The following is a 24,180-nucleotide window of genomic DNA, read 5'->3' on the forward strand; positions in this document are numbered from 1 at the left end:
GAGAGGAATATCCATGACCGCACCTGCATCCAAGCTGCTCCAGCCCATTACGGTTGGCCCCCTTGAGCTCAAGAACCGCATTATGTTCCCGCCGCTCACCACCGGCTACGAGGAGCGCGACGGTTCCATCGGCGAGCGCAGCCTGGCCTTTTACGAGCGTCTGGCCCGTGGCGGCGTGAGCTACATCGTCATCGGCGACGTCGCTCCCGTTATGACCGCGAGCCCCACGCCCAAGCTGGCGACCGATGCCCAGATCCCCACGTTTAAGGCGCTGGCCGACGCCGTCCACAAGCACGGCGCCAAGATCGCCCTGCAGCTGTTCCATCCCGAGTACGACGTGCCCGGCGTCGGCCGCATGGTCATGGGCTCCATGGCCGCCGCCAAGGCCGCGCAGGAGGCCAAGGCCGCCGGCGACGAGGAGACCTTCGCCGCCAAGATGGCCGAGTCCAACGAGATTCGCAAGCAGGCCTACGCCAAGCTGCACCACGACATGCAGCACTTTGTGAACGAGGCGAGCGTGGAGCAGCTCACCCAGATCAAGGAGGCCATCGCCGCCTCGGCCGCTCGCGCACAGCAGGCCGGGATCGACGCCATCGAGGTCCACGGCGACCGTCTGGTGGGCTCGCTGTGCTCGGCTATCCTCAACCAGCGCACCGACGAGTACGGCGGCTCGTTCGAGAACCGCGTTCGCTACGCGCTGGAGGTCGTCGCCGCCATTAAGGAAGCCGCACCGGAGCTGATGGTGGAGTACAAGCTCCCCGTGATCATGGAGAACCCCGACGGCACGCCGCGCGGCAAGGGCGGCCTGCAGCCCGATGAGGCCTGCGAGTTTGCCAAGCTGCTCGAGGGCGCGGGCATCGACATGATCCAGGTCGCGCAGGCCAACCACACCGGCAACATGGGAGACACCATTCCGCCCATGGGCGCCATGCCCTACAACTGGACGCTGCCGGTGGCCGAGCGCGTCAAGGCCCTGGTCTCCGTGCCGGTGGCAACCGTCGGCCGCGTTGTCTCGGTCGAGGCCGGTGAGAAGATTCTGGAAGACGGCGCGGCCGACATCATCGCCTACGGCCGCTCGCTCATGTGCGACCCCGACATTGCGCTGAAGGCCGCCACGGGTGAGCCCATCCGCGAGTGCCTCAACTGCAACAAGGGCTGCGTCGACGCGATTCAAAACCGCAAATACATCTCGTGCGTGCTCAATGCCGAGAACGGCGACGAGGCGACCATCGCCATTAAGCCGGGCGAGGGCGACAAGAAGATCGCCGTGGTGGGCGGCGGTATTGCCGGCCTGGAGGCCGCGCGCGTGGCGGCCAAGCGCGGCTACGACGTGACCGTCTATGAGGCGAGCGATCATCTGGGCGGCCAGATTGTGCTGGCGGCCGCGCCTCCGCGCAAGGACGAGATCATGCGCTCGGTGGAGTATTACGAGAAGATTCTGCCCGGCCTGGGCGTAAAGGTTGAGCTCAACCATGCCGCTACGGCCGAGGACCTCAACGCCGCCGACGCCGCGATTGTGGCTGTGGGCGCGCACGACGTGGTCATCCCCGTTCCGGGCGCCGATTCGGACAAGGTCGTCTCGAGCTGGGACGTGCTGGCCGGCAAGGCGGAGCTCGCGGGCTGCGTCGCCGTTATCGGCGGCGGCCTGGTGGGCACCGAGACTGCCGAGTACCTGCTGCAGAACGGCTGCGAGGTGGCGATTGTCGAGATGCTCGACAAGATTGCCGCAGGCGAGTCCGAGACCATTCTGCCGCTGATTATGAACGACTTTGCCGCCCACAACGTTGAGCAGCATGTTAAGACCCGCCTGACCGCCATTACCGACGAGGGCGTGGAGGCCGTTCGCACCACCGAGGACGGCGCCGAGGAGCCGGTGAAGATCGCCTGCGATTACGTGGTGATGGCCGTGGGCTCCAAGGCCAACGGGTTTGACCTGGACGGCGTAACGGTGCCCGTGACCTGCGTGGGCGACTGCTCGGGCGAGCGCACCGCCGACATTGCGAGCGCCATTCGCACGGCGTATCACGCGGCCAACGAGCTCTAAGTAAGAAAGCTATCGCGTATTGAGTGGGCGGGGAGTGCCGTATCGGCGCTCCCCGCCTTTTTTGCCAATGAGGGCGCCCCTGACCAGCGGGTTCAGAAAATCCGAATTTCATGCACCAGAAAATCCGACTCCTTAGAACATGAAAATCCGAATCGCAACCACCCGAAAATCCGAATTTGCTACAGTGGAATAGAGGAATCAGAAAGCAGGAACTGGAAATCTGCGGGGGTGGCTCATGGCGGGCGAAAGGCTACATCGGGACGGATACATCCCGCGTATCGTGGATGCGCAAATCGAACGCTACCTTCGCGTCTTTGGCGCGGTCGAGATTGCGGGCACCAAGTGGTGCGGCAAGACGTGGGCCGCGCTTGAGCACGGGGCGTCCGCCTCGTATGTCGACGAGAATCTCGACCTCGCGCGTGCCGACCCGGCGATGATGTTGCTGGGAGACCGTCCGCATATTATCGATGAGTGGCAGCGAGTTCCCCAGATTTGGGACTACGTTAGACACGAGGTTGACCGCACCCGGGGCACGCGCGGCGCCTATATCCTCACGGGTTCCGCCACGCCTGCGTTTGGCTCAAAGACGGAGGCACCCGCGCATAGTGGAGCCGGCCGCATCGGCCGCGTCCGCATGTACCCCATGACGCTTGCCGAGACAGGTGAGTCCAGCGGCAAGGTGAGCCTGGCGGGCTTGTTTGAGCATCGTTTTGAGCCCTGTCGGTGCAATGGCGATACACCGGGGCTTGTCGAAGCCGCCTGCCGCGGCGGCTGGCCCGAGGCGATCGATATGGTTTCGGCTGACGCCCAGCTCATCGCTCGCGAATATCTCAACACTACGTTTTCGAGCAGCTTCCCGGCGGTTGGTCTCGACCCCGATATTGCTCGTCGAGTCTCCGCATCGATCGCGCGCAATCTGGGACAGGCGACCACGTATAAAACGATTCTTATGGATATGTTCGGTGCCGAGGGGGAACCCGCAGCGTTTGCCGACGAGACCAAGGTGCGCAGGTACCTGGATGCCCTCAAAGGCATGTTCATTCTCGAGGAGGTCCCCGGTTGGGTTCCCGCCGCGCGCGACAAACGACGCTTTACCGTCAAGCCCAAGCGCTATCTGGCAGATCCGAGCCTTGCTTGCGCCTTGCTAGGTATGTCCTTGCAGGCGCTGCTTGCCGACTGGCAGACATTTGGTCTAGTGTTTGAGAATTTGGTCATACGCGATCTTTCGGTCTACGCACGTTCGCTCGACCTGCTGGATAGCACGCCCGTGCGCTATTATCGCGACGATTCGGGCCTTGAATGCGATGCCATCGTGCAGCTAGCCGATGGACGGTGGGCCGCCTTTGAGATTAAGGTGAGCGAAGATAAGGCGAGCGCCGGCGTTGAGAGCCTCAAGCGCGTTCGCAAGAAGGTCTGTGGAAATCCTCGTTCACGCACACGCGAACCGGAGTTTATGGCCGTGATTGTGGGGGTGGGTGAGTACGCCCGCGAGGTCGAGGACGGTATCTACGTGATACCCGTGCGCGCGTTGGGGTGTTAAGGGGCGGCACGCCGTGTGCCCGCTGCCCGGTGCTGCGGATTGGTGCAAGTGGTCAGGTTTGTTTGCACCATGTCCTTGGCATATGGAAGAAGCTGCTATTCGTAATCTTTAAGACATCATTAAGGCTTGCGCTGTGGAGCAAACCGCAGGTCAATGCTATTCTTTTACCTTATCGTATGGTGTTGTATTCTGCCTGAATTCTCTACCTGCGAACAACGGATAAACGCGACCGAGCGGAAAGGATGGCACGCCCGCTAGCAGGGCAAACGTAAACGATGAGTGGCATGGACCGACATAGCGAGCTCCAGCAGCACAAGACGGCGGCCGAGTACCGCCAAGCTGCCGACGAGCACGTGCGGACCCTCAAGGATTTCTGGAAGGATTTCCTGGTGAGCGGTCTGTTTGTGCTGGCCTCCATCGTTGCCATCTTTGCATGCCTGGCCTGGTTTGCCGCGAATAACCGAGTGAGTGCCACGGGGAGCACGATCGCGGCGAAGGGCCCGCGGTTTGTGCTCTCGGGAACGCAGGGCGGCACGGCGGGTAAGTACGACACTCAGGACAACTACGCGTCGGACAGTACAAGCCTTGCCGTGAACAATCTTTTCAACCTCAATAACATGAGCACCGATGGCGGTCTCTCTCCGGGGTCGGCCGGCCAGCTCCAGCTCAACGTCAGGCCGCTCTGCAATGACCTGCACGATATCACGGTGGAGATGACCTGGGAAATTTCTGTTCAGACGAGCGTTGCGGGCACGGGCGGCACTGCTGCGGATGCATCGAAAAACGAAGAGATCATCAACTCGCTTAAAGATTTGGTGCGCGGTCATATCCTGGTTTTTCAGGGCAAAGATGCCTCTGGCTTTTACTCGAATCCGCTGGTCCCCACGACCACCACGGTGACCCAGGACGGGGCCAGCGTCACCGTCATTACGCAGAGCTTTACCATCCCAAAGTCGAGCTTTTACGCTGCGGACTCAAATAGCACGACCGAAACCGTCACCAAAACCCTCTACTGGATTTGGCCGGAACAGTTCAAGAGCTATGTTCGCACGGGCAACGCCGGCTACGGTGGCAACCTTTTCGCTAACACAGGCGACGAGGGGGGATACACAACCCTCGTCGGCGACATCAACAATAACCACGCGCGCTATTTCCGCGCCGATAGCACGAGCGTGCCAGGTCAGGCGCCTAGCGCGGTTCCGCCTGTCGGAGCCGGCATGTCCTCTGCGGATGTGGAAACCTGCGCCAGCTACTACAACAACGCCGACGAGATTATCGGCAAGAACGTCAAGTACATTCGCGTGCGCTTCACCGCCAAGGAGACGGATAAATAAATGGACGAGCAGCTTAATGCCCGCGAGCAGGGCGATATCAAACACAACGAAGGAGCGGCAAACCCCGGCGGCAACGGGTTCGGCTCGCACGGCGAAGCGCGTCCGGCTGGCCGCATCGAGCGCATCAAGGCTTGGGTGAGCGACCACCGTCGCGAATCCCTGGCCATCGTGGGTCTGGTGGCCGTGCTTCTCGTGTTGCTGGGATTGACGCTCGGATGGTTCGTCGATGCCAATCGCGGCTCCACCGTTGGCAAGATCAAGGAGCCGGCGGAGCTCAAAGTGCTGGGCCCCAACGCTACGGCAACAGAGCAGGTCGACCTGAGCTACAACCCCGAATACGGCGATACCAAGACCGGCAACACGGTGACGCTCAAGCGCCCGTTTTGCGTGCAGACGGGCGGTGACGGTTTTGAGCTGCAACTCGCGAATACGACCAACATTACGGGTCTCACTATTGAGCTGTACAGAGCCGAGAACACGTCTGCGCTCCAGACGCCCGACGTGAGCGGTACCGCAGACGGCAAATCTTATAGCTGGAAAGCAACCGGAGAGAACCTGCTGACGAGCTTCGAATATATCAACAAGGAGAACGACGGTCTGGCAGCCGTGCCGGGCGAGGGCGCAAGCGACCCTACATTCAAGGACTATCAAAACGTCCAGCGCAACGCGCGCCCGCTCTACCGATACAAGAAATTCGGCAAAGGCGACCTCAACGCTAAGACACTCGACAACTCGACTGGCAATGACACGCTTAACTTTATCATCAAGCTTTCGTGGGACGAGAGCGCCAAAGAGACCGACGTGATTTACCTGATCGCGCGCAACACGAGCGGCAAGTAGGAGAGGGGGCGCACATGGAGAAGCAAGAGAAACAGCAGGATGCCGAGCGCGAGCAGCTGGCAAAAAGCAAGAGCCTAGTCAAGAACAAGCTGGTTGTGGCGGCAATCGCACTTATTTGCGCCGTGGCGCTCGTGACGGGTGGCTACTTTACCTATTCCGCCTACACCGCCAACGGATTTCTAAAGTCCGTCGCCGCAACGGGCACTGCGCAGAGCCTATTTGCAAGCGATTTGCTCACGGGCTATATGAGTGCGCCTAGCCCCGACGAGCTCGCCCGTGCCCAGCGCTCCGTTACGGTGTATCCCAACAACGGGCAGTGCAACTTTACCTTTAGCATCTACAACTACTTGCTGGGCAACAGCAACTTCTGCAACGACAAAAATGTGACATACACCTTGACGGTCGAGGGGCACGGGCTCGATGGCGCCACGTGGAGCTATGCGCCCCAGCCCGGTAGCAGCGTCACGCTTCCGGAGAATCAACCTACCAAGAACGACTACACCGTGACCTTCCCCGAGGCTAAGTTGGGACAAGCATACTTTGTGATTAAGGCCACGGTCGTATCGGAGAAGAGCCCCGGCACCGAGCTAGCCTGTCTGGCGGCGAAAGTCGTGCCGTCAAAGAGGGCCGAGGTCAAGACCGCTGCGGTTGAGGGCGCGCTGGTCGATGAGGCTGGCAAGTTTGCTGATTACGCTGCATACAACTACCGCGTGACGGTTACGGGCGCACTGGCAAACGTCACGCTCACGTGGGGGGAGAACGTGGAGATCGACCCGTTCTTTGAGACCAACCATAGCGCGACGGTGGATGCTGCAGCTCGCAAGGCTACGTTCACCATGGAGCCGGGTTCGATGGTCGTCAACTTTTACCGAGCGGACGGCAAAACGCCCGGTGGCTGGGGCGACCTGGACATTAGCGTGAGCGGAACTACTCTGACGGGCGCGACGGAGACTCGATAACTCTGGAAGCGGAGTTTTAGGATAAGAGGTACGGAATCGATGAGAACGGCAAAGCGCATATTCGCAGAGTTCATGACGGTGGTCATGGTGCTCCAAGCATGCTCGCCCACGGTGGCTGCTGTGGCGGCAGGCTGGCAGAACATCTCGAACGAGATTGCTGCCGCATCTGCGAAGGCGTTGGATACTGCCGAGAGCGGCGAGACCAACGGCGATGTCACGATCGGGTCTGGGTCGAGTGATGCCGGCGCCGACAGCGACAGTGCTGGGGATGACGCGGTGAAGGATGACGCTGCAGCAGGCGATACCACCGATAGCGCCACTGGTTCCGATTCCACGGGCGACCAGACGGAAGGCGACGATGCCGCTGACGATGCCGCCGCTGACGACGCCGAGCAAGATGCCGATGATGCGACTTCGGAGGACGCTGATGCCCAGGCGGGTGCGACGATCACGGATTTGAATAAGCTCGTCGAGCTGCTCGAGAAGAACGGCGCGGAAAGCATCGTGCGCAAAGACGACGAGAGCGGAATCCGAAGCCTCGATGTCAAGTCGTCGGAGGCGTTCGCCGTCCTGTCTAACGCCGACGCTTCGCTTTACTATGATGCGCAGATCAAGGTTATCATCACGGGCGATGCGAAGCTCACCGAGTCGGCTAATAACGGCATGTCTTTCCAGGGTCTTGGCAGTGATGAATGTCCGTTTGAAGGCAGGATCTATAGGGACGTTGATAGTCCCGTCGAGCTTACGACTGATCGGACGGTTTTTAATAACCTCAAGCTGTCTGACCAAAACAAAACGGTCAGGATAAAGTGGGTAGGCGCGACTAGCTATAGCGCACCGATGGTCGCTTCGAAGGTCAGCGGTGCGGAAAACGGCGAAGAGAGCAAGACACTCATCGCGTCGGTTGACATCGTGGAACCCGTGAACGTTGATGTGAAGGATGCGACTTCCGCCTTGACGGCACCCCTCCTGGGTGCGACGACGGGCGACCTTGCTGCGAACGTTACCTATAGCCTCACCGATTCTCGAAAGAATCTCAACGCGAATGCGACGGGCAACATTGGCTTGATTGCCAACACGGTCGAGAGCGGGAGCTTGACGGTTGAGTCCGTCACGTTCCCCAACGATCTGACCTCAGGCGGAGCCGTCAAAACGAGCTCTGGCAACGCTGGCCTGCTCGTAGGCGAAGTCAAGGACGGTGCGACCCTGAGCATTGGCACTCTGGCAAACGTTCCCACCGCCACCGTCCAGTCTACGAACGGCTCCGCCGGTGGCGTTGTAGGACTCGTTGGCTCGAGCACGGGTGCCATGGTCAACGTCGCGAAAGCTCTCGACCTACACGCGCTCACCGTCAAGGGCACAACTGCCAGCGGCGGTTTTATTGGTAAAGCGACCGTGCTCACACTGGGCGCGGATAATAAGCAGATTGGGTGTCCTCTAAATATTGGCGACGAGAACAGCGCTTGCTCTGGTGGCGTTATCGGCGACGTGAGCTTTGCGCAAGGATTTGCCGTTACGTCCAATATGTTCGACCTGGGCGACCTTGTGACTCTTGGTGCGTCGCAGCGCGCCGGCGCTCTTTTTGGCATGGCCGATATCTCTAATGGAGACATCGTGGTGCAAGGCGGGACGTATAAGAGCAAACTCGCCTTACCAGAAGATGTTAGTGTCAACGGCAGCTACGGCGGCCTTGTCGGCAAGGTGTTCGCGACGAAAACGGACGACGACGGCGCTTTGCGCGCCTTTGTTGTTGAAAAGGATGCAGATAATAAGAATACGTGCTCAATTGAGTTTGACCTTGCGAGCAAGTTGTCCGACGCAGGCGGCGTTGTTGGCTATGTTGGCGATAGCGCAAATCCTAACTCGCAGCCCGTTGCCGTTGTCTTCAACGGCGTGACGGTTGCGTGCAAGGGAGATGCTTCGGCGCGAACGGGTACCGGAAAGTTCGGTGGCGCCGTGGGCGTTGTCGATACGCGCAATGTCCTTGACGTGCGAGATTTCAAACTTACAAGCGACAATCCTATCGGTAAGGCGCAAAGCAACCGTGCCGCGGGAATTGCGGGATCCGCGTGGAATGCTGTAATCAAATTCAGCGGCATCACGGATCTGTCGGGCGCAAGTTTTGCCGAGAACGCCACGACGGGTCAGCTCGTATACGAGAACCACAACGCGCTGATCTTCGCTGCCGGCAATGGCTCTAATGGTGATCTGGGAGACAAGGGCGCTGCGGTCTGGACCTTCAAGCGTAGCAACTCAGCCTCAAAGACGGACGACATCGCGACCTACGGTGAAGTTGTTCGTCTGGGCGGCGACTTCATTAAGCTTGATGTGGACACTCATAAGTTGACCTTGCCGGATTCGCTGACGGCAGCTAACGGTGCCTACGCCCTAACCACAGCTGAGGATTTCGCCAAGCTTGCGATTACCTGGCAAACCAACGGCTACTACTCGATGGTTGACGGCGTTACCGAAAACAACCTTAACGGCTTGCAGTCCTCGACCATTACGGTGAACGGCACTATTGATCTCAAGGGCACGGGCCTGACGGGTTTCACGCAGGATCGTGCAGACGGCTCGCAAGTTTTCTCGGGAACGTTGAACGGTGGCGGCACAATCAATCTTGCCGTCGGCGAGGCGTACGGCAAGCGTGGTGAAGACGTGCTCGACGGCAATAACACGAGCAACGGCAACGGCAAAATCTACCGCCACGGCCGCTTGGGCTTGTTCGCGGCCGTCAACGGTGCAACCATCTCCAACGTCACAATCGCTGGCTCCATGAAGTTCGATAACGGTTCGGCTATCGATGCCGGGTCGCTTGCGTGTGCCATCGTCGGCAACCTGTCATTGTCTGGCGTAACGTGCAAAACGAATATCGCGTGCGATGATACGTTTGCCAATGACGTGAACATTGGCGGTATTGCGGGCAGCGTGCTGGCGGCTTCTACGGTTGCGTTTAAGGATAACAGCAAGGCTCAAGCGACCATCGCTGCAACTAAAACGCTTAACGGCAATAGTCGCATTGGCGGCGCCATTGGTTATGCGGGCGATTATGGCTCGTCATTCAATGTTGCGGGCCTCGAAGTCGCCGGATCAATCGAAACTGGCGATTGCGCCGGCGGCAAGATTGCCCAAGTCGGTGGTCTTATCGGCTGCATCGCACAGAGTACCTACAATGCAGGGACAATAGCCAACTCAGCTGATAAGTACGTGAACATTTCGGGCCTTTCGTTCAATTCATTCGAAATGAAAGTCGGCAGGAACGGCGATAAGCTCAATGGCACGGGTGGTTTCTTGGGTTATAGCTGGGGCAACGCGGTCGTAACTATCGGAGATGAGAGCATTAACAAGAATGAAAACTCTTATGCTCTGAAAACGACCAACGCTTCTATAACCGCGACTGCGGATGATTCCAAGGAACTCGGTGGTCTTGTATACGCCGCGAGCGGCCACTGGATTATCAACAACTATGCCATCGATCTCTCGGGCACAACCATTAATGCGGGCGCCGCTCAGACGCTCGGCGTTCTAGTTTGCCGCGGCTGCAAGGTGGATGATAAGACGACATATGGCGTCGAGAGCTACCTAGGCCTGTACTTGGAGGACAGGGCTTATTGGGATACCGCCTATAGGGTGCCCACCGGCGAGGGGGCCATCGTTGCGTCGGGCGTAACGTCCTTCGATGAATGGGTTGGCAGCGGTGTAAAACCAAACAACGGCAGCAAGCTCATGGACGCCGACTGGAACACGGTCGTTTCGCTACACACACAGAAAAACAAGCTGGACATGGACGGCGATTCCACAAAAGACAACAGCTACCATAATCGCTCGTCTTTCGGTCGAAGCCAGAATACGAACGGCAATACCCGCTACTTCTACAACCTCGACATAGCCTCTAAGAATTGTGAAGGCGGCTTTAGTGGCAGTCAAATCGATACAGCGGAAAAGCTGCTCTTATGGTCTGCTTACCGTTATGCTCCCGAAGGTATTCGTTCGACAATCGTTCCCAATGGCACGACAGGGCTCGATGATTCCATAACCATAACGGGTACAATCGATTTGGCCGGCTACAGCTATTATCCCACTCAGCCGAGCGGAGAGGTGACGGTTGAGAATGCGACCATTACCTTCTGCTACTCCAAGATCAAGGCCGAGCAGAATGGCAACAAGCTAAATTCCGATGCTACCCAGCACGAGAACATGCACTGCGGTCTTTTTCGAACGGTGGCAAACGGCGATCTCACAGTAAAAAACGTCACTTTGCGTGGTACTGTTGGGCCCGTTATTAATGACGGAAAGAGCTCTGAAGACGCTGGTGGAGCAAGCGGAAGCTCTTCGGGCGCGCTCGTGTGCCGCTACGTGTATGGGTCCAGCGACGGCAATGGCACCAAGATTAGAAAGATCTCAATTGATGGTCTTACGCTCAACAATCTGATTGTCGACGGCGCCAACAGCGCCACGGATGCTAACGCCTATATGCCTCTGCTCATCAACGAGATGCAGAAGTACGTGAGCCTGAACGCGAAGAATATCAAGACTACTGGGTACACGAGTGACACCAAGGCGGCTACGTCGCTGTTCGGAAAGCTTGGTGTAGGCAGTGAGGCCGATCAGGTGACGGCAAAGTTTGAGCAAATCAGCTTGCCCAGCCAAAAGAACAAAACGATCTTCACCCATGCGAGCCTGCTGGAGAGTTTTGGCTACGGAAGCACGAGCACGGGCTCTGCGGACTACACCTTTACTAAGGCCGATGCCGATGCCGATGCAGGCAAGGTGACATACGGATCTGAGATTGATGGGAGTACGGAGTACCCGGGCAAGCAGCTTTGGTATTACGACGAAGCGACGTATGGTGCCGTGAGCGGCTATGTGACGGTTGATGGTAAGAAGGACGGTGACGTCAGGCCTTGGTTTGGTGGCTATCTTCCTTATGTTTATAAGGGAAAGGCCACCGAGAGCGGCGTCCAATATCATGAAATTAAAGTCAACCAGCGCATTCCAAAGCTGGTAGAGGGATGCGGCACATATGGCGATCCGTATGCCGTTAAGGACGCGACTGAGATGAACGCCATCGCCAACTACATCAACAACCAAACTGCGCTCGACGGTTGGGAGGTCACCATTGCCGTCAACCAGAGTACGCTCTGTACTCGCCGCAGCGACAATAAAACCGACAATGAGGTTACGTACGTCTATAAGCAGGCGAAAGACACTGGGAAGAAGTGGGAAAAGAAGACCGGCGACACCACAGATCCTTCGGCCACACTTTCCGACGAGATGATGCACCGCTATATCCAAAGCGCGTACTACAGTATTGAACCTACCGGGGGTAATACGATCACCCTCGACGGCGCATCGTTTGGCGGTTTTGGCAACAAAGCCAACCCGTTCCGTGGCGTCATCGTTGGCAACCCTAAAGGTGATAAAAAGGCAACCATCAAGATAGAGAATAACGAGGGTTCGCTTCGCGGCCTTATTCCCTATAGTTACGGCAGCGTGGTGCGCGATCTGAATATTCGCTATGTGAACGCGTCGGCGACTATTACTTATTCTGCCAAGGATGCCGACGGTGTTCCGACGTCGTTCTTCGGTGGCGTTATCGGCTGCATCCTTGGCGGCGATAACATTATCGACGGTGTGGCCGTGAATGGGACAACGCCCGATAACTCCACAACCGGCTTTACGGTTGCTGGTGGCGGAACTAAGCCACATCTTGTTCCCATCGGCGGTTACGTTGGTGCCATTGCGGGCGGCGGTGTGATCTTCCGCAATATGTCAGGGACGTCTTGGCGCGCTGGAACCAGCGACAAGTCTCAGGGTCTTGGAACGGGCAACTTCCGGCAGTACGACAATCCCTACGTTGGTCGTGTGATTGATGGCTATGCCTTTAGCGAGGGCTGCAAAGTCGAAAACGGTAACGCTAACTACAAGATCAACGAGCTCACAAACAAGGGAGCTGCCTGCGTCACTACCACGGGCACCGACAACAAGTATATCGGCACTGATGCCGAGGCACCCGTGACCACGGTGGAAAACGCCCAGGGCCTTTTGGTGCTCTCGGCCATCATTAGCTCGGGTGCGGGTGCTGGAGCGGCACATACTGACTACGCTAATTATGGCGTGTTCCGCGGCTCCAAGGCGTACTGGGGCAGCGATAAGCAGGACCCGGCGATAAACGGCTACCTGTTTGGCAACAAGGAATATGGTAAGGTGCGAAATGCCAGCTACGACTGCGTGGGCAAGCCTGCGAGCGCTTCCGGCGATTTCGAAACCGCCAAAAACGATGACCAGAAGGCCCCGGGCAAACAGGGGTGGCACGGCCCGCTCAACCATGATGACGATGTAAATTCGCCCTACCTGGTGGCGTCCTACGCTGCCGACTACCAAACGGGCTACGTGTGCGCGTCGAAATCGATCGGCATGAGCCTGGAGTTCAAGGAAAATGCCACCTATGATATGACTGGCTACGGCACGGGATACGTGGGTCTCAGCGGCCGTTACTATTCCAATGCTTGCAGCTCGAACGAGGCGTCCACCGATCGCGACCGCATCACGCCGCACGTGGCAACGATCGACGGCAACGGGGCCACCATCACGGTGGGCACCAAAGATGCCACTTACGGCGTCGTCGAATATGCCGATGACGACTATAAGGTCTCGGGCGTGGGCGGCCTATTCAGCACCGTGATGTTCACCTCAACCAATGTGGGGCAGAGCGTCACCGCGAATGACGGCGCTCAGGTCAAAGACCTCACCTTTAGTAACTGCAACGTATCGCTCACGTACAAAGACGCCAACGGTAGCATTGCCTCGGGACCGGCATCGAACGACCTCATCGGCACCGGCCTTTTGGCGGGCGCAACGGCCAACTACGACGGCAACACGCGTGGCGTCTACCGCAACGTACAGATGAAGAACTGCACCGTGTTGGGCGCAAAGAGCGTAGGAGGGCTTCTTGGCAGCTCGGGCCGTACCAGCCGAAGGACGGATAACGACGTGACCTATATGGTCAATTTCGGCTCCGGCACGCAGGCGCCCGCGAATCTCTGTGACTGCTCATACACTGGCCTTAGCGTCACGGGCGAGAAGTACGTTGGCGGCTATGTGGGTGCGATCGCCTCGCCGTGCGGCGTGTGGACAACCGCGGCCACAGGGGTATACGAGAAGACTATTGGCAAAAACTCGACCATAACCGCCACGGGTACAACACCCTACGTGGGCGGCGTGTTCGGTTATACCTCCAGTAACGTATCGGTGAACACCAAAATTGGCATCACGGAAGCCGTCGCATCGAGCACGGCAGTCATCTCTGGGGTAAATGTACTCGCCACCGGGTCGAACACCGATAAGTACATGGGCGCCGGCGGTGTGGTCGGAAGCGCCTATAGAGGCGTTATTTCTATAAGCAACGTGCGCATTGATGCCGGAGGCGATGCCAAGAGCGCCATCATCGGCGATGCCACCGGAACGAACAATAGCATCCGTAATGCGGGCGGCTTGATTGGCGAGGTCACGAGCAGTGGCAGCCCCAACACGTACTGGTTTGAGGACTGTAGCGTCGAGAATATCAACATTGCCGGCACCGACCAATGCTCGGGCGGACTTATCGGCTACTACTTCAGCAATGTGAACATAGCCTGCAACAATATCGCGATTGAGAGCGCCACGATCAAGGGCAGGTGGAGCGGCGGTCTACTTGGCGCGATTAACAGCGGTGCCGACGTCATCAACGTCACCAACACAAAGGTATCTAACACAACGTTTGGCGGAACCTCCAACGGCGGCATTGCGGGCGACGGACGCGGCCAGTTCCATCTGGTAAACGTGCTCATGGACAGCAATACCTACAAATTGGGCTCTAAGCAGGGCGTGCTCTTAGGCGAGGTTGACACAAACGGCTATAGCCTCTCCGCAGCGGGCGTGAACGTAAAGCTCGGCAACGGCAAGACCACGCGTGATCTGCCGCCGATGGTTTACACGACCAATGCGGCCGCCGTAAACATGAAGTCGTATATCGCGTTTGGTGACTATAACGACACACTGGAAGCACCTGACAAGGGGATCACGCTCTACGGCGCGGACAATACCGCCACCACGGCAGCGAGCCCGTATGTGACCACGAGCCCCGTAAGCACGCTGGCGGCGCGTGCCTCCGACAACGACACCACCGATCGCTACCTGTTTGGCGACGGCGCCACCATCGACACCGCGGCGACCGTCCAGAGCGAGGCAGGCACCGGTGTTGCCGATCGCTACACCTACACGAATATCGGCGGCATTAATGACAACGGCGCCTATCAAAATAAGTCGAGCTACGATGCCTCATCCGTGGCCAGTAAGTTCAATTCGAATAATGATACAAGCAGCAACCAAGCCACAGCGGATTTCCCCGTTTTGGTGATCTCTGGCAACGACAACACGACGGTCAAGAGCTATCTAAACATCGTCACGAACGGCGGCTTCTCCGATGCCTGCAGATTGAATAACGAGAATGGCACCAATCCGCACGTGACGGCCAAAGCAGAGGTTTTCCAACTCAAGGACGGTGTGTTCGTTAAAGACGGTGACGCGTCGAACAATCCCACGCTTCGCGTAGTGAACAATGGCAAGAACAATATGTCGTTTAGCCCAAGCTCCGATTGGGACAACGGCAAAGGTCGCTTTACGCTCCTGACCGTTACCTTTACCGAGGCGGGTCAGAGCTACAACGTTCAGGTGCCGATCATCGTTAAGCGCAAGCTCGAGATCGATTTCACTGCAACGTATGATTACGGCACTCAATTTAAAGAAAAAGACTACGCTAACCTTGGAAAAGATGCACACGTGCTTACGAGCTTTGGCGAGCCGATGACGGGTCTGCTTACCTGGACATACAATTCTGCCAATGGGAAGGAAGTCGACTTTGGCTGGGACAGCTATATGGCTGCTGGCGGCTCGATGAAGGGGCTCGGCAAGAGTATCCTCTTCAATGGTGCCGACGGAAGGTTGCCCCAGGGCACCCAGCTTACGCTCATCGATGCGAACGTTGATGGCAAGGCCGGTGGCAGAGAGTATCACTATACGGTGGGCGAAGGCGGAGCAACGAGCGTTTCCCTGAGCGGAAACGACGGCTTTAAGGATTCTGCGGGCAATCCATATCAGGAGCGATGGCTGAGCGAGATCTTGGGTGTGTCGGCCACGCAGGATGGCGCCGGCACATGGACCGTGTGTGATAACGAGGCAGAGGCGACCGCTAAAGCGAAACTCGATGGCAAGTGGACGCTGTTTAAGGTTGCGGGTGCTGACGTTCCCAGCAACAGTCGCTATACGCTAAAGGTACCCAAGGAGAAGGATACCGGCAGAGAGAAGCGTGCATCGGAGAGCGTCTACCTAGTTGTCAACGTGCCCAAGTCGGGCGACGGCGTGACGCAAGCTAGTATCAACGGTTTTACGGCTTCGTCTATTGACTCGAATTCTTCGGGTGGCCGCATATCTTGGAATCTGCATCATGTTTTACGCACCGATGGCAGCGACGATATTCAAAACAGTACGGCATCGACATACAGCATCTTGTCCAATTATGAGCAGAATGTAGTCGACAAAAAAGATGGGGCGTGCATTCCGGTTTCGAAGTCGGAGGACGGTGCCGCCTACGTTCTTTCTCTCGATGTCATGGATACGGTTACGTTTAGCCCGAGCCAATACTATACAGAGAGCGACCATCTGTTCTATCAGCTCGATACATCGCTGTGTCGCTATGGCGCCAACAACAACCTAATGGGAGTAAGCAGTTTCCCGAGCGGAACTTCGGCAATTGCGAAGTTCTATGTTGCCATCGGCAATCAGAACTACAGGTGGAGTGGCAGCGATTGGGAGCCGTATGACGCTTCGACGCCTGCGTTTACACAGATTGTGACGGATACGGGTGATGACTCACTGAGGCTCACGCTCGACCATGACCTTGCCGGAATCCGCAAGCGTGCAGCGGGCGGATCCTTTACCGTGCGTACGGTAGTGGAAGAGATTCGCCTTACGCCGGACGGCTGCAACAAGGTTATCTCCCTGTCCAAGCAGTCTGGCGAGGACGCCTGTACCAAGATGTCCTATACCGCCAAGCTTTCGACGCGTAAGGAAGGCCTTAATACCTCGAGCCTGACGCAGACGAAGCGCGGTAACGTCGGGTACTATCGCATGGACACGGGTGATACGACCATTACGCTTTCTGCGCCAGATAAGTCGCAGCTTGGCATTAACGTGGACGACCTGCGTCCGATCGCGAATGGCACGATTGGTCTGGGTGCCACGTATGAACTGGGTGGACTCAGCAACGCCGCCGAGGCAATTGCGAACGCAGACTCTGTTGTGTACACGCTCTCGCTTCAGCGCCGCGGAACCGACGGCACGTATGAGAGCGTAACGGATGATATCTCAAACTACGTAACAGTGACGGAGAGTAAGCTTGCCGCGGTCGCTCCCTCCGGTAGCACGATCACCTTCACTGACTCGAAGGAGAACGGCAAGTTCAAAACGAAGAACGGTAATACGACGTTTAGCCTGCCCTTTACCGTTAAGGTCAACACGCAGGTTGAACAGCGTGAGCAGTTCTACGCGAACTATCGCTTGGTGATGACAGCGAGCCTGGTTAAGGGTGACGTGGCGAGCGCAACGCCTCAATCGCCCGACTATATGACCTATACGCTCACGAGGGTGAACCTCAACGGCATCGACCACTAGTTCCGAAGCCAACTGGCTTCGCAAAGGGGGCGGCAACCACCCGGTTGCCGCCCCTTTTCTTGTTCTCCTGGCCTGCTGCTGCCCCAGCTTCCCACCTAGCTTTCCAGCTTTCCACCTTAGGTGGTAAGTTAAGTGGAAAGCTGGAAAGCTAGGTGGAAAGCTGGAAAGTAAGTGGAAAGTTGACATGTAGGTGCGGGCTGAAGAGGGGTTAATAATTACACAAACCATACCAGCCAAACAAAAAGATACCAATCTGGTTGGTAAAACACCGTCAATGAGCCGCGAGCTAACTAGCTGCGTAAATAAAACCTAAAGAACTGTTGCAAATTAATGGCAAATGCCCAGATGCCGCCGTACGATTTTCAATTAACTGTTACGCGCAAACAGCAAAATGCTACTATCTAACATGCACGTAAGAAAGCAGATTAACGGTTAAGGCTAAGAAGTGGCAGGTATGTCGGAAGCAACAAGGACTCGCACGCATGCGCCCGAGGTTAGGCAGCGCGCCGTCGAGGTCCTCCAAGAGGGGGTCGGTCATCGCGCCCTCGCCGCGGAGCTCGGCATTCCCCAGGCCACGGCTCGTCAGTGGGCCCGCGCATATGCCGTGGGCGGTGCCGACGCCGTTCTCAACGCCGGTTCGCATCATCACACCTATTCGTACGAAGTTAAGCTCGCCGTGGTCAAGGACCGCTTGGAAAACGGCTTAACGGTTCGCGAGGCCATGATCAAGCACAAGATTCCTAGCGAGTCTTCGGTCAAGGCTTGGTGCCGTCAGTACCGCGAGAGCGGTGAGTCCGCACTGGTCGATAAGCCGCGCGGTCGCAAGCCGCGCGTTAAAAAGGCGGAATAGCAAACGGGATGGTGCACCCACAGGGGCGCATTTTTCTTGCCGCCCCTCTGCTCCAATGCGGGCGTGCCCTTACCCCGTACGCCTAAAACTCCCCAGTTGACCGAAAACCCGCCGCCGCTACTCCTCAATTGAGCTATAACGTTAAACAATTGCAGCGTTTTAGCATGGGGGAGTGATGGTATGACGCTACTGTATTTCCTTACCCTGTTTCCGCTGGTACCGGCGCTGGGCATGCTGCTCGCGCGCGGTGACCGCGCCCGCGATGCGGCGGGGCTCATAGGCTCCGGCATTATTATGGCGGTGACAGTTGTAGTCGCCGTCATGTTTTTTGGCACGGGTCCGCAGAGCTTTGAGGTTGCCCCCGGCACCTCGCATGTGCTCTCGATCATCAGTTCCGTTATCGACGTCATCCTGTGCGCTGTCATCCTGTACAACGCGTACAAATATAGGAACGCGCTCACCACGGTGCTCGGCATAGTCCAGCTGGTGGGCTCGCTCGCCTTTGCAGCCATGACGCTGCCCGCGGCCGAAGCCGTCACGGCAACGCCACTCTACCTGGACTACATGAGCGTGATCATGGTCCTCGCCGTCGGCATCGTTGGCAGTCTAATCTGCTTGTATGCCCTGGGCTACATGAAGGACTTCCAGGCCCATGACGAGCACGAGGCCGCGCTGCGCGGGCAGACCGCGCCCGACCGTCGCCCGCAGTTCCTGGCGCTCATGTTCCTGTTCCTCTCGGCCATGTTCGTCATCGTGACGAGCGACAACCTTGAGTGGCTGTTCTGCGGCTGGGAAATCACCACCGTGTGTTCGTTCCTTATGATTGGCTACACGCGTACGCCCGAGGCCATCAAGAACGCCTTTACCCAAATCATCCTCAACATGCTGGGCGGCATCGCGTTTTTGGCCGGACTTATGTATCTGCACGTTAACGGCATGCCGCTGACCATCTCGGGCATGATCGAGCTTTCCGGCACCGGAACCGCGCAGTCCGCGCTGCTGGTGATGCCGGTCATCCTGTTGTCGCTCGCCGCGCTCACCAAGGCCGCACAGATGCCGTTCCACACTTGGCTGTTGGGTGCCATGGTTGCACCCACTCCCACGAGCGCCCTGCTGCACTCGTCAACCATGGTCAAAGCCGGCGTGTTCCTGATGGTCAAGCTGAGCCCACTCTATGCCATCTACCCCGTGACCGGCTTTATGGTCACGAGTGTGGGTGCCATCACGTTTTTGCTCGCTGCACTCATGGCCATCTCGCAGAGCAACGCCAAACGCGTGCTCGCGTACTCCACCATTTCCAACTTGGGCCTCATCAGTGCCTGCTTGGGTGTCGGCGCGCCCGAGGCCGTATGGGCGGCCATCTTCCTGATCTTGTTCCACACGGTGGCCAAGTCGCTGCTGTTCCTGTGCGTGGGCACGGCCGAGCATCATATCGGCAGCCGCAATATCGAGGACATGGACGGCATGTTCAGCCGCATGCCGCACCTGACGCGTCTGATGATGCTGGGCATTATGGGCATGTTTGTGGCGCCGTTTGGCATGCTCGTGTCCAAGTGGGGCGCCCTGGTGGCGTTTGCGCAGACCGGCAACGTGCTCATGATCATGGTGCTTGCCTTTGGCTCGGCCGCGACGTTCTTCTTCTGGGGCAAGTGGCTTGCCAAGCTTTCGGGCGTCGACCCCACGGCTCAAAACGTTGAGGTCAATGTCCATAAGACCGAATGGATGGCCCTCAACACCATCGCCGCGCTGCTGATTCTTTGCTGCGTGGCGTTCCCGCTCATCTCGAGCGGCCTGGTGTCGCCTTACTTGGCCATGGTGTTTGGCCGCGTGCCGTACGTTATTGGCAAGGACGCCATGTATCTGATGGTGGTTATCGTGGCTTTTATCGCCGTGGTGCTGCTGACGTCATTCCGCGTGAGCAACAAACCGCACGTCAACGTGTACCTTTCGGGCGTGGGAACCGACAAATATCGCCATTTCCGCGGCTCGATGGGACACGAGGTGAAGGCCGAAAAGCGCAATTGGTACTCGGAGGACGCCCTTGGCGAGAAGCGTATTGGCCCCGCGGGTAGCGTCGTATGCTGCAGCATTATCTTGTTTGCGCTGCTGTGTTGCGCATGGATTGGGCCCGAGCGGCTTGCCATGAGCGCGCCCTCGGTGCTGCGCGGCAAGTATTTCGAAGGTTCGGGCGTCGTGGGCATCTTTATTGGCACCGTGGCGTTTGCCTTGCTGGCGCCGCTTGCGGGCGGCTTGATCGACGGCATCGACCGCAAACTTTCGGCTCGCATGCAGGGCCGCGTGGGCCCGCGCCTGCTGCAGCCCTTCTACGACGTTGCCAAGCTGCTGCGCAAGGCCCCTGCCAGCGTAAACACCATGGACGATACCTATATGGCGTGCGCGCTCATCTTTACCGTCGTGGGCGGCGGCATCTTTGTGTCGGGCTCCAACACGCTGCTGTGCGCTTTTATGGTGACGCTCGCCGCGATCTTTGTGGTGCTGGCGTCCGCCTCGACGCAAAGCCCGTTTGCGCAGGTCGGCGCCGATCGCGAGCTGCTGCAGGTTATGAGCTACGAGCCCGCCGTTCTGCTGATGAGCGTGGGCCTGTATCTTGCCACCGATAGCTTCGATTCCATCGCCGTGACCGGGCAGTCGGCGCCCATCATCGTGTACAGTGCGCCCATTTTCCTGGCGCTGCTTGCGGTGCTCACCATCAAGCTACGCAAGTCGCCGTTTGACCTTTCGTACTCGCATCACGCGCATCAGGAGATTGTCCAGGGCATCGCCACCGAGATGAGCGGCGGCACGCTGGCCAAGATGACCCTTATGCACTGGTGCGAGACCGTGCTGTTTTTGATGTGGGTGGGCATGTTCTTTGTTTGGGACAACCCGGTGAGCTGGGTCGTAGCCCTGGTCGTGATGGCCGCGACGTATTTTGTCGAGGTGCTGATCGACAACACCTTCGCACGCAGCACCTGGCGCAGCTGCTTTAAGCTCGGCTGGGGCGTGGCGCTGGTGTTTGGCCTGCTCAACCTTATGCCCATCCTCGTCGACGTGTTTATTTAGGAGGCGGCATCCATGGATCATAAAATGTCGCGCTCGCCGTGGGTTATTCATTACGACGGCTCGAGCTGCAACGGATGCGATATCGAGGTGCTTGCTTCGCTCACGCCACTGTTCGATGCGGAGCGCTTTGGCGTGGTCAACACCGGCAACCCCAAGCATGCGGATATCTTTTTGGTGACGGGGTCGGTCAATGCCCAGAACCTGCCCATCGTGCGCCAGATCTACAACCAGATGCTCGAGCCCAAGTGCGTGGTGGCATGCGGCATTTGCGCGTGCTCGGGCGGCGTATTCCGCGATGCCTACAACGTGATCGGCGGCGTGGACCGCGCGATTCCCGTGGATGTGTACGCGCCCGGGTGCGCCATTCGTCCCGAAACGGTGATCGATGCCATCGTGGAGGCGTGCGGTATCCTGGACCAGAAGGAGGCCGTGATGCGCGCCGGCGGCGATCCGCTCACCGTGGGCGGCGCCGCCACCTGGGACGGTGGCGTTGAGCTGGGCGAGGACGGGTTTGTGGCTGCGGGGGCCGGGACTGACGGTGCCGGTGACGCGCCTGCCGGGAAGCCCGCCGCACCCGCTGCTGGCGACGCACCTGCTGAGACGCCCGTCGCTGCAAAGGAGGCCGAGTAATGCAAAAGGCTATCTATACCACCGTTGGGCTCGACGAGCTTCTGTCGCATGTCCAGGCGCTCAAGGGCGCCGGTGCCCGCTTTGTGCAGATGCACGCCGAGCGCTGTGTGGACGACGGATCGTATCGCCTGGTCTATACGTTTATCAACGTTCGTGCTGCTCAGGAGCATATTGCGCAGGACGGCAGCTATGCGATCGAGAACCTGGTGGTTGAGGGAATTGATCGGTACCAGGAGATTCCGTCCATCAGCTCGTACTATCCGGCGGTATTCCCGTTTGAAAACGAAGCGCACGACCTATTCGGTCTTGCCATCACCGATATGCAGATCGACTTTAAGGGCTTTTTCTACCAGGTCTCGACTGCCGAGCCCATGAGCGTTATCACGCCCGAGGTGAAGGCTGCGCGAGAGAAAGCCATGAAGGTCCGTGCCGCTGCCGAGGCCAAGGCGCGCAAGGCCGTGGCCGAGAAGGCCGCCGCTGCTGCGGCTGCTGCAGGGGAGGGCGCCGCGGGCGCTGGTGATGCCGCGGGCGCCGCCGTCGCTCGGCCCGCTGCGGCTGCCGGCTCCGATGCTCAGCATGACGAGGCCGCGGCCAAGGCCGCACTTAAAGCCGCCGAGATGGAGGCAAAGCTCGCCGCCATGGATCCCGAGAAAGCGGCCAAGGTCCGCGCGGCGCTTGCCGCCAAGGTCGTCCGCGACAAGCAGAAAAAGGAGGCGTAAGGTCCATGGCACATCGCTCCGTTATTCCGTTTGGCCCGCAGCACCCGGTGCTGCCCGAGCCGCTTCATCTGGACCTGGTGATCGAGGACGACCGCGTTCTCGAGGCAATTCCGCAGATCGGCTTTGTGCACCGCGGACTCGAGAAGCTCACCGAAAAGCGCGACATGCATCAGTTTGGCTACATCGCCGAGCGCATCTGCGGCATCTGCGCCGTGGGCCACAGTTACGGCTATGCCAGCGCCTGCGAGCGCATGCTCGGCATCGAGGTGCCCGGGCGCGTGCAGTATATCCGCACCATTTTGCACGAGCTTTCGCGCATTCACTCGCACCTGCTGTGGCTGGGCCTGCTCGCCGATGCCTTTGGCTTTGAGGCGCTGTTCTATCGGTCGTGGACCCTGCGCGAGCAGATTCTCAAGATCTTCGAGAGCACGTGCGGTGGCCGCGTGATCCTTTCGATTAACGAGATCGGCGGCCTAAAGCACGACATTGAGGACTCCGAGCTGGCTGGCATTGTCCAGACGCTCGATGCCATGCGTCCCGACTACGAGGCCCTGGTGCATACGTTTTTGGACGACGTCAGCTGTGGCGAGCGCCTGCATGGCGTGGGCGTGATCAGCAAGAAGGACGCGCTGGATCTGTCGATGGTCGGCCCGTTTGGGCGCGCCTCGGGCGTGGACTACGACGTGCGCATGTTTAGCGACGGTGCCTATGCGGACCTGGCTGCGTTTGAGCCGGTTGTCGCCACCGATGGCGATTGCTATGCCCGCTGCCAGGTGCGCTGTGCCGAGGTCACGCAGGCCATGGACATCATTAAGGAGCTTGTGGGCAAGATTCCGCACGACGGGATCGGCGGGCGCACCAAGCTTACGCCGGCCGACGGCGCACGCGGCGAGGTTGTGATTGAGCAGCCGCGCGGCGAGGCGTATTACTATGTGCGCGGTAACGGCACCAAGAACCTGGACCGCTTCCGCGTGCGCACGCCGACGTCGCAGAACCTGGCGGGTCTGACACATGCGCTGCAGGGCGTGCTCCTTGCCAACGTGCCCATGATTATCCTGACCATCGACCCCTGCATTAGCTGCACGGAAAGGTAGGCGCGGCATGAGTTTGCTGACATTTGCCAAGACGGCCTTGGGCTCTATGGTCAAGCAGCCGGTAACGGTGTGCTATCCGCAGGAGAAGCTCGCGGCACCCGAGCGCTTGCGCGGGCATATCGTCAACGACATGGACGCGTGCATCTGCTGCGGCATGTGTGCGCGTCGCTGTCCGGCGGGCGCGCTCGCAGTCGATCGCAAGGGTGGAACGTGGTCGATCGACCCGTATGCCTGCGTGGTGTGCGGTGAGTGCATCGAGAGCTGCCCCAAGCACTGCCTGACTATGGACACCGCCCGCACCCCAGTCGCAGCGGACAAGACTCCCACAGTAGAAACCAAGCCGGAGTAGCGCAGGGGTAGAACTGGAATAGGGGCCGGCGGGGGAAAAATGCCCCGC

12 protein-coding genes are annotated in these 24,180 nt (G+C 58.6%); all 12 read left to right on the top strand.

What is annotated here, in order from left to right; genetic code table 11:
* The first annotated feature begins 13 nt into the window (after positions 1–13).
* The 12 genes from bilR to DW661_RS03670 all read left to right on the top strand — a co-directional run bounded on the left by bilR (position 14) and on the right by DW661_RS03670 (position 24,132).
* A complete protein-coding gene (gene bilR, locus DW661_RS03615; RefSeq protein ID WP_118934675.1) occupies positions 14–2,044 on the top strand; it encodes a bilirubin reductase, long form in 2,031 nt (676 codons plus the stop codon).
* A gap of 235 nt (positions 2,045–2,279) precedes the next feature.
* Entirely contained in the window at positions 2,280–3,584 is a 1,305-nt protein-coding gene (locus DW661_RS03620; RefSeq protein WP_117855374.1) for an ATP-binding protein, read from the top strand.
* Positions 3,585–3,868: 284 nt separating this feature from the next.
* Positions 3,869–4,918, top strand: coding sequence for a hypothetical protein (locus DW661_RS03625; RefSeq protein ID WP_118934677.1), 1,050 nt, complete (start codon positions 3,869–3,871; stop codon positions 4,916–4,918).
* On the top strand, positions 4,919–5,758 hold the full coding sequence (locus DW661_RS03630; protein ID WP_117855371.1) for a hypothetical protein: 840 nt from the start codon (positions 4,919–4,921) through the stop codon (positions 5,756–5,758).
* Between the two features lie 14 nt (positions 5,759–5,772).
* Positions 5,773–6,717 (top strand): hypothetical protein, encoded by a 945-nt coding sequence (locus DW661_RS03635; protein WP_117640496.1) that lies wholly within the window; start codon positions 5,773–5,775, stop codon positions 6,715–6,717.
* Positions 6,718–6,756: 39 nt separating this feature from the next.
* Complete coding sequence (locus tag DW661_RS03640) at positions 6,757–17,427, top strand: hypothetical protein (protein WP_118934679.1); 10,671 nt, start codon at positions 6,757–6,759, stop codon at positions 17,425–17,427.
* A gap of 454 nt (positions 17,428–17,881) precedes the next feature.
* Positions 17,882–18,277, top strand: coding sequence for a helix-turn-helix domain-containing protein (locus DW661_RS03645; RefSeq protein ID WP_117564058.1), 396 nt, complete (start codon positions 17,882–17,884; stop codon positions 18,275–18,277).
* A 180-nt stretch (positions 18,278–18,457) separates the two neighbouring features.
* On the top strand, positions 18,458–21,340 hold the full coding sequence (locus DW661_RS03650; protein ID WP_118934681.1) for a proton-conducting transporter membrane subunit: 2,883 nt from the start codon (positions 18,458–18,460) through the stop codon (positions 21,338–21,340).
* 12 nt (positions 21,341–21,352) lie between these two features.
* The gene (locus DW661_RS03655; RefSeq protein WP_117634600.1) at positions 21,353–21,970 is read left to right on the top strand and encodes an NADH-quinone oxidoreductase subunit B family protein; all 618 of its coding nucleotides are present in this window, start codon (positions 21,353–21,355) and stop codon (positions 21,968–21,970) included.
* Positions 21,970–22,689, top strand: coding sequence for an NADH-quinone oxidoreductase subunit C (locus tag DW661_RS03660; RefSeq protein WP_118934683.1), 720 nt, complete (start codon positions 21,970–21,972; stop codon positions 22,687–22,689). The genes DW661_RS03655 and DW661_RS03660 overlap by 1 nt, the downstream gene beginning before the upstream one ends.
* Positions 22,690–22,694: 5 nt before the next feature.
* A complete protein-coding gene (locus DW661_RS03665) occupies positions 22,695–23,783 on the top strand; it encodes a nickel-dependent hydrogenase large subunit (protein WP_117634596.1) in 1,089 nt (362 codons plus the stop codon).
* Between the two features lie 7 nt (positions 23,784–23,790).
* Complete coding sequence (locus DW661_RS03670) at positions 23,791–24,132, top strand: 4Fe-4S dicluster domain-containing protein (protein ID WP_117630030.1); 342 nt, start codon at positions 23,791–23,793, stop codon at positions 24,130–24,132.
* Positions 24,133–24,180: the final 48 nt, after the last annotated feature.

This window comes from Collinsella sp. AM24-1 (genome assembly GCF_003470325.1).
GTDB lineage: Bacteria > Actinomycetota > Coriobacteriia > Coriobacteriales > Coriobacteriaceae > Collinsella.

Coding starts and splice junctions, on each gene's coding strand:
- bilR (WP_118934675.1), top strand. CDS start 14: ATGACCGCACCTGCATCCAAGCTGCTCCAGCCCATTACGGTTGGCCCC.
- DW661_RS03620 (WP_117855374.1), top strand. CDS start 2,280: ATGGCGGGCGAAAGGCTACATCGGGACGGATACATCCCGCGTATCGTG.
- DW661_RS03625 (WP_118934677.1), top strand. CDS start 3,869: ATGGACCGACATAGCGAGCTCCAGCAGCACAAGACGGCGGCCGAGTAC.
- DW661_RS03630 (WP_117855371.1), top strand. CDS start 4,919: ATGGACGAGCAGCTTAATGCCCGCGAGCAGGGCGATATCAAACACAAC.
- DW661_RS03635 (WP_117640496.1), top strand. CDS start 5,773: ATGGAGAAGCAAGAGAAACAGCAGGATGCCGAGCGCGAGCAGCTGGCA.
- DW661_RS03640 (WP_118934679.1), top strand. CDS start 6,757: ATGAGAACGGCAAAGCGCATATTCGCAGAGTTCATGACGGTGGTCATG.
- DW661_RS03645 (WP_117564058.1), top strand. CDS start 17,882: ATGTCGGAAGCAACAAGGACTCGCACGCATGCGCCCGAGGTTAGGCAG.
- DW661_RS03650 (WP_118934681.1), top strand. CDS start 18,458: ATGACGCTACTGTATTTCCTTACCCTGTTTCCGCTGGTACCGGCGCTG.
- DW661_RS03655 (WP_117634600.1), top strand. CDS start 21,353: ATGGATCATAAAATGTCGCGCTCGCCGTGGGTTATTCATTACGACGGC.
- DW661_RS03660 (WP_118934683.1), top strand. CDS start 21,970: ATGCAAAAGGCTATCTATACCACCGTTGGGCTCGACGAGCTTCTGTCG.
- DW661_RS03665 (WP_117634596.1), top strand. CDS start 22,695: ATGGCACATCGCTCCGTTATTCCGTTTGGCCCGCAGCACCCGGTGCTG.
- DW661_RS03670 (WP_117630030.1), top strand. CDS start 23,791: ATGAGTTTGCTGACATTTGCCAAGACGGCCTTGGGCTCTATGGTCAAG.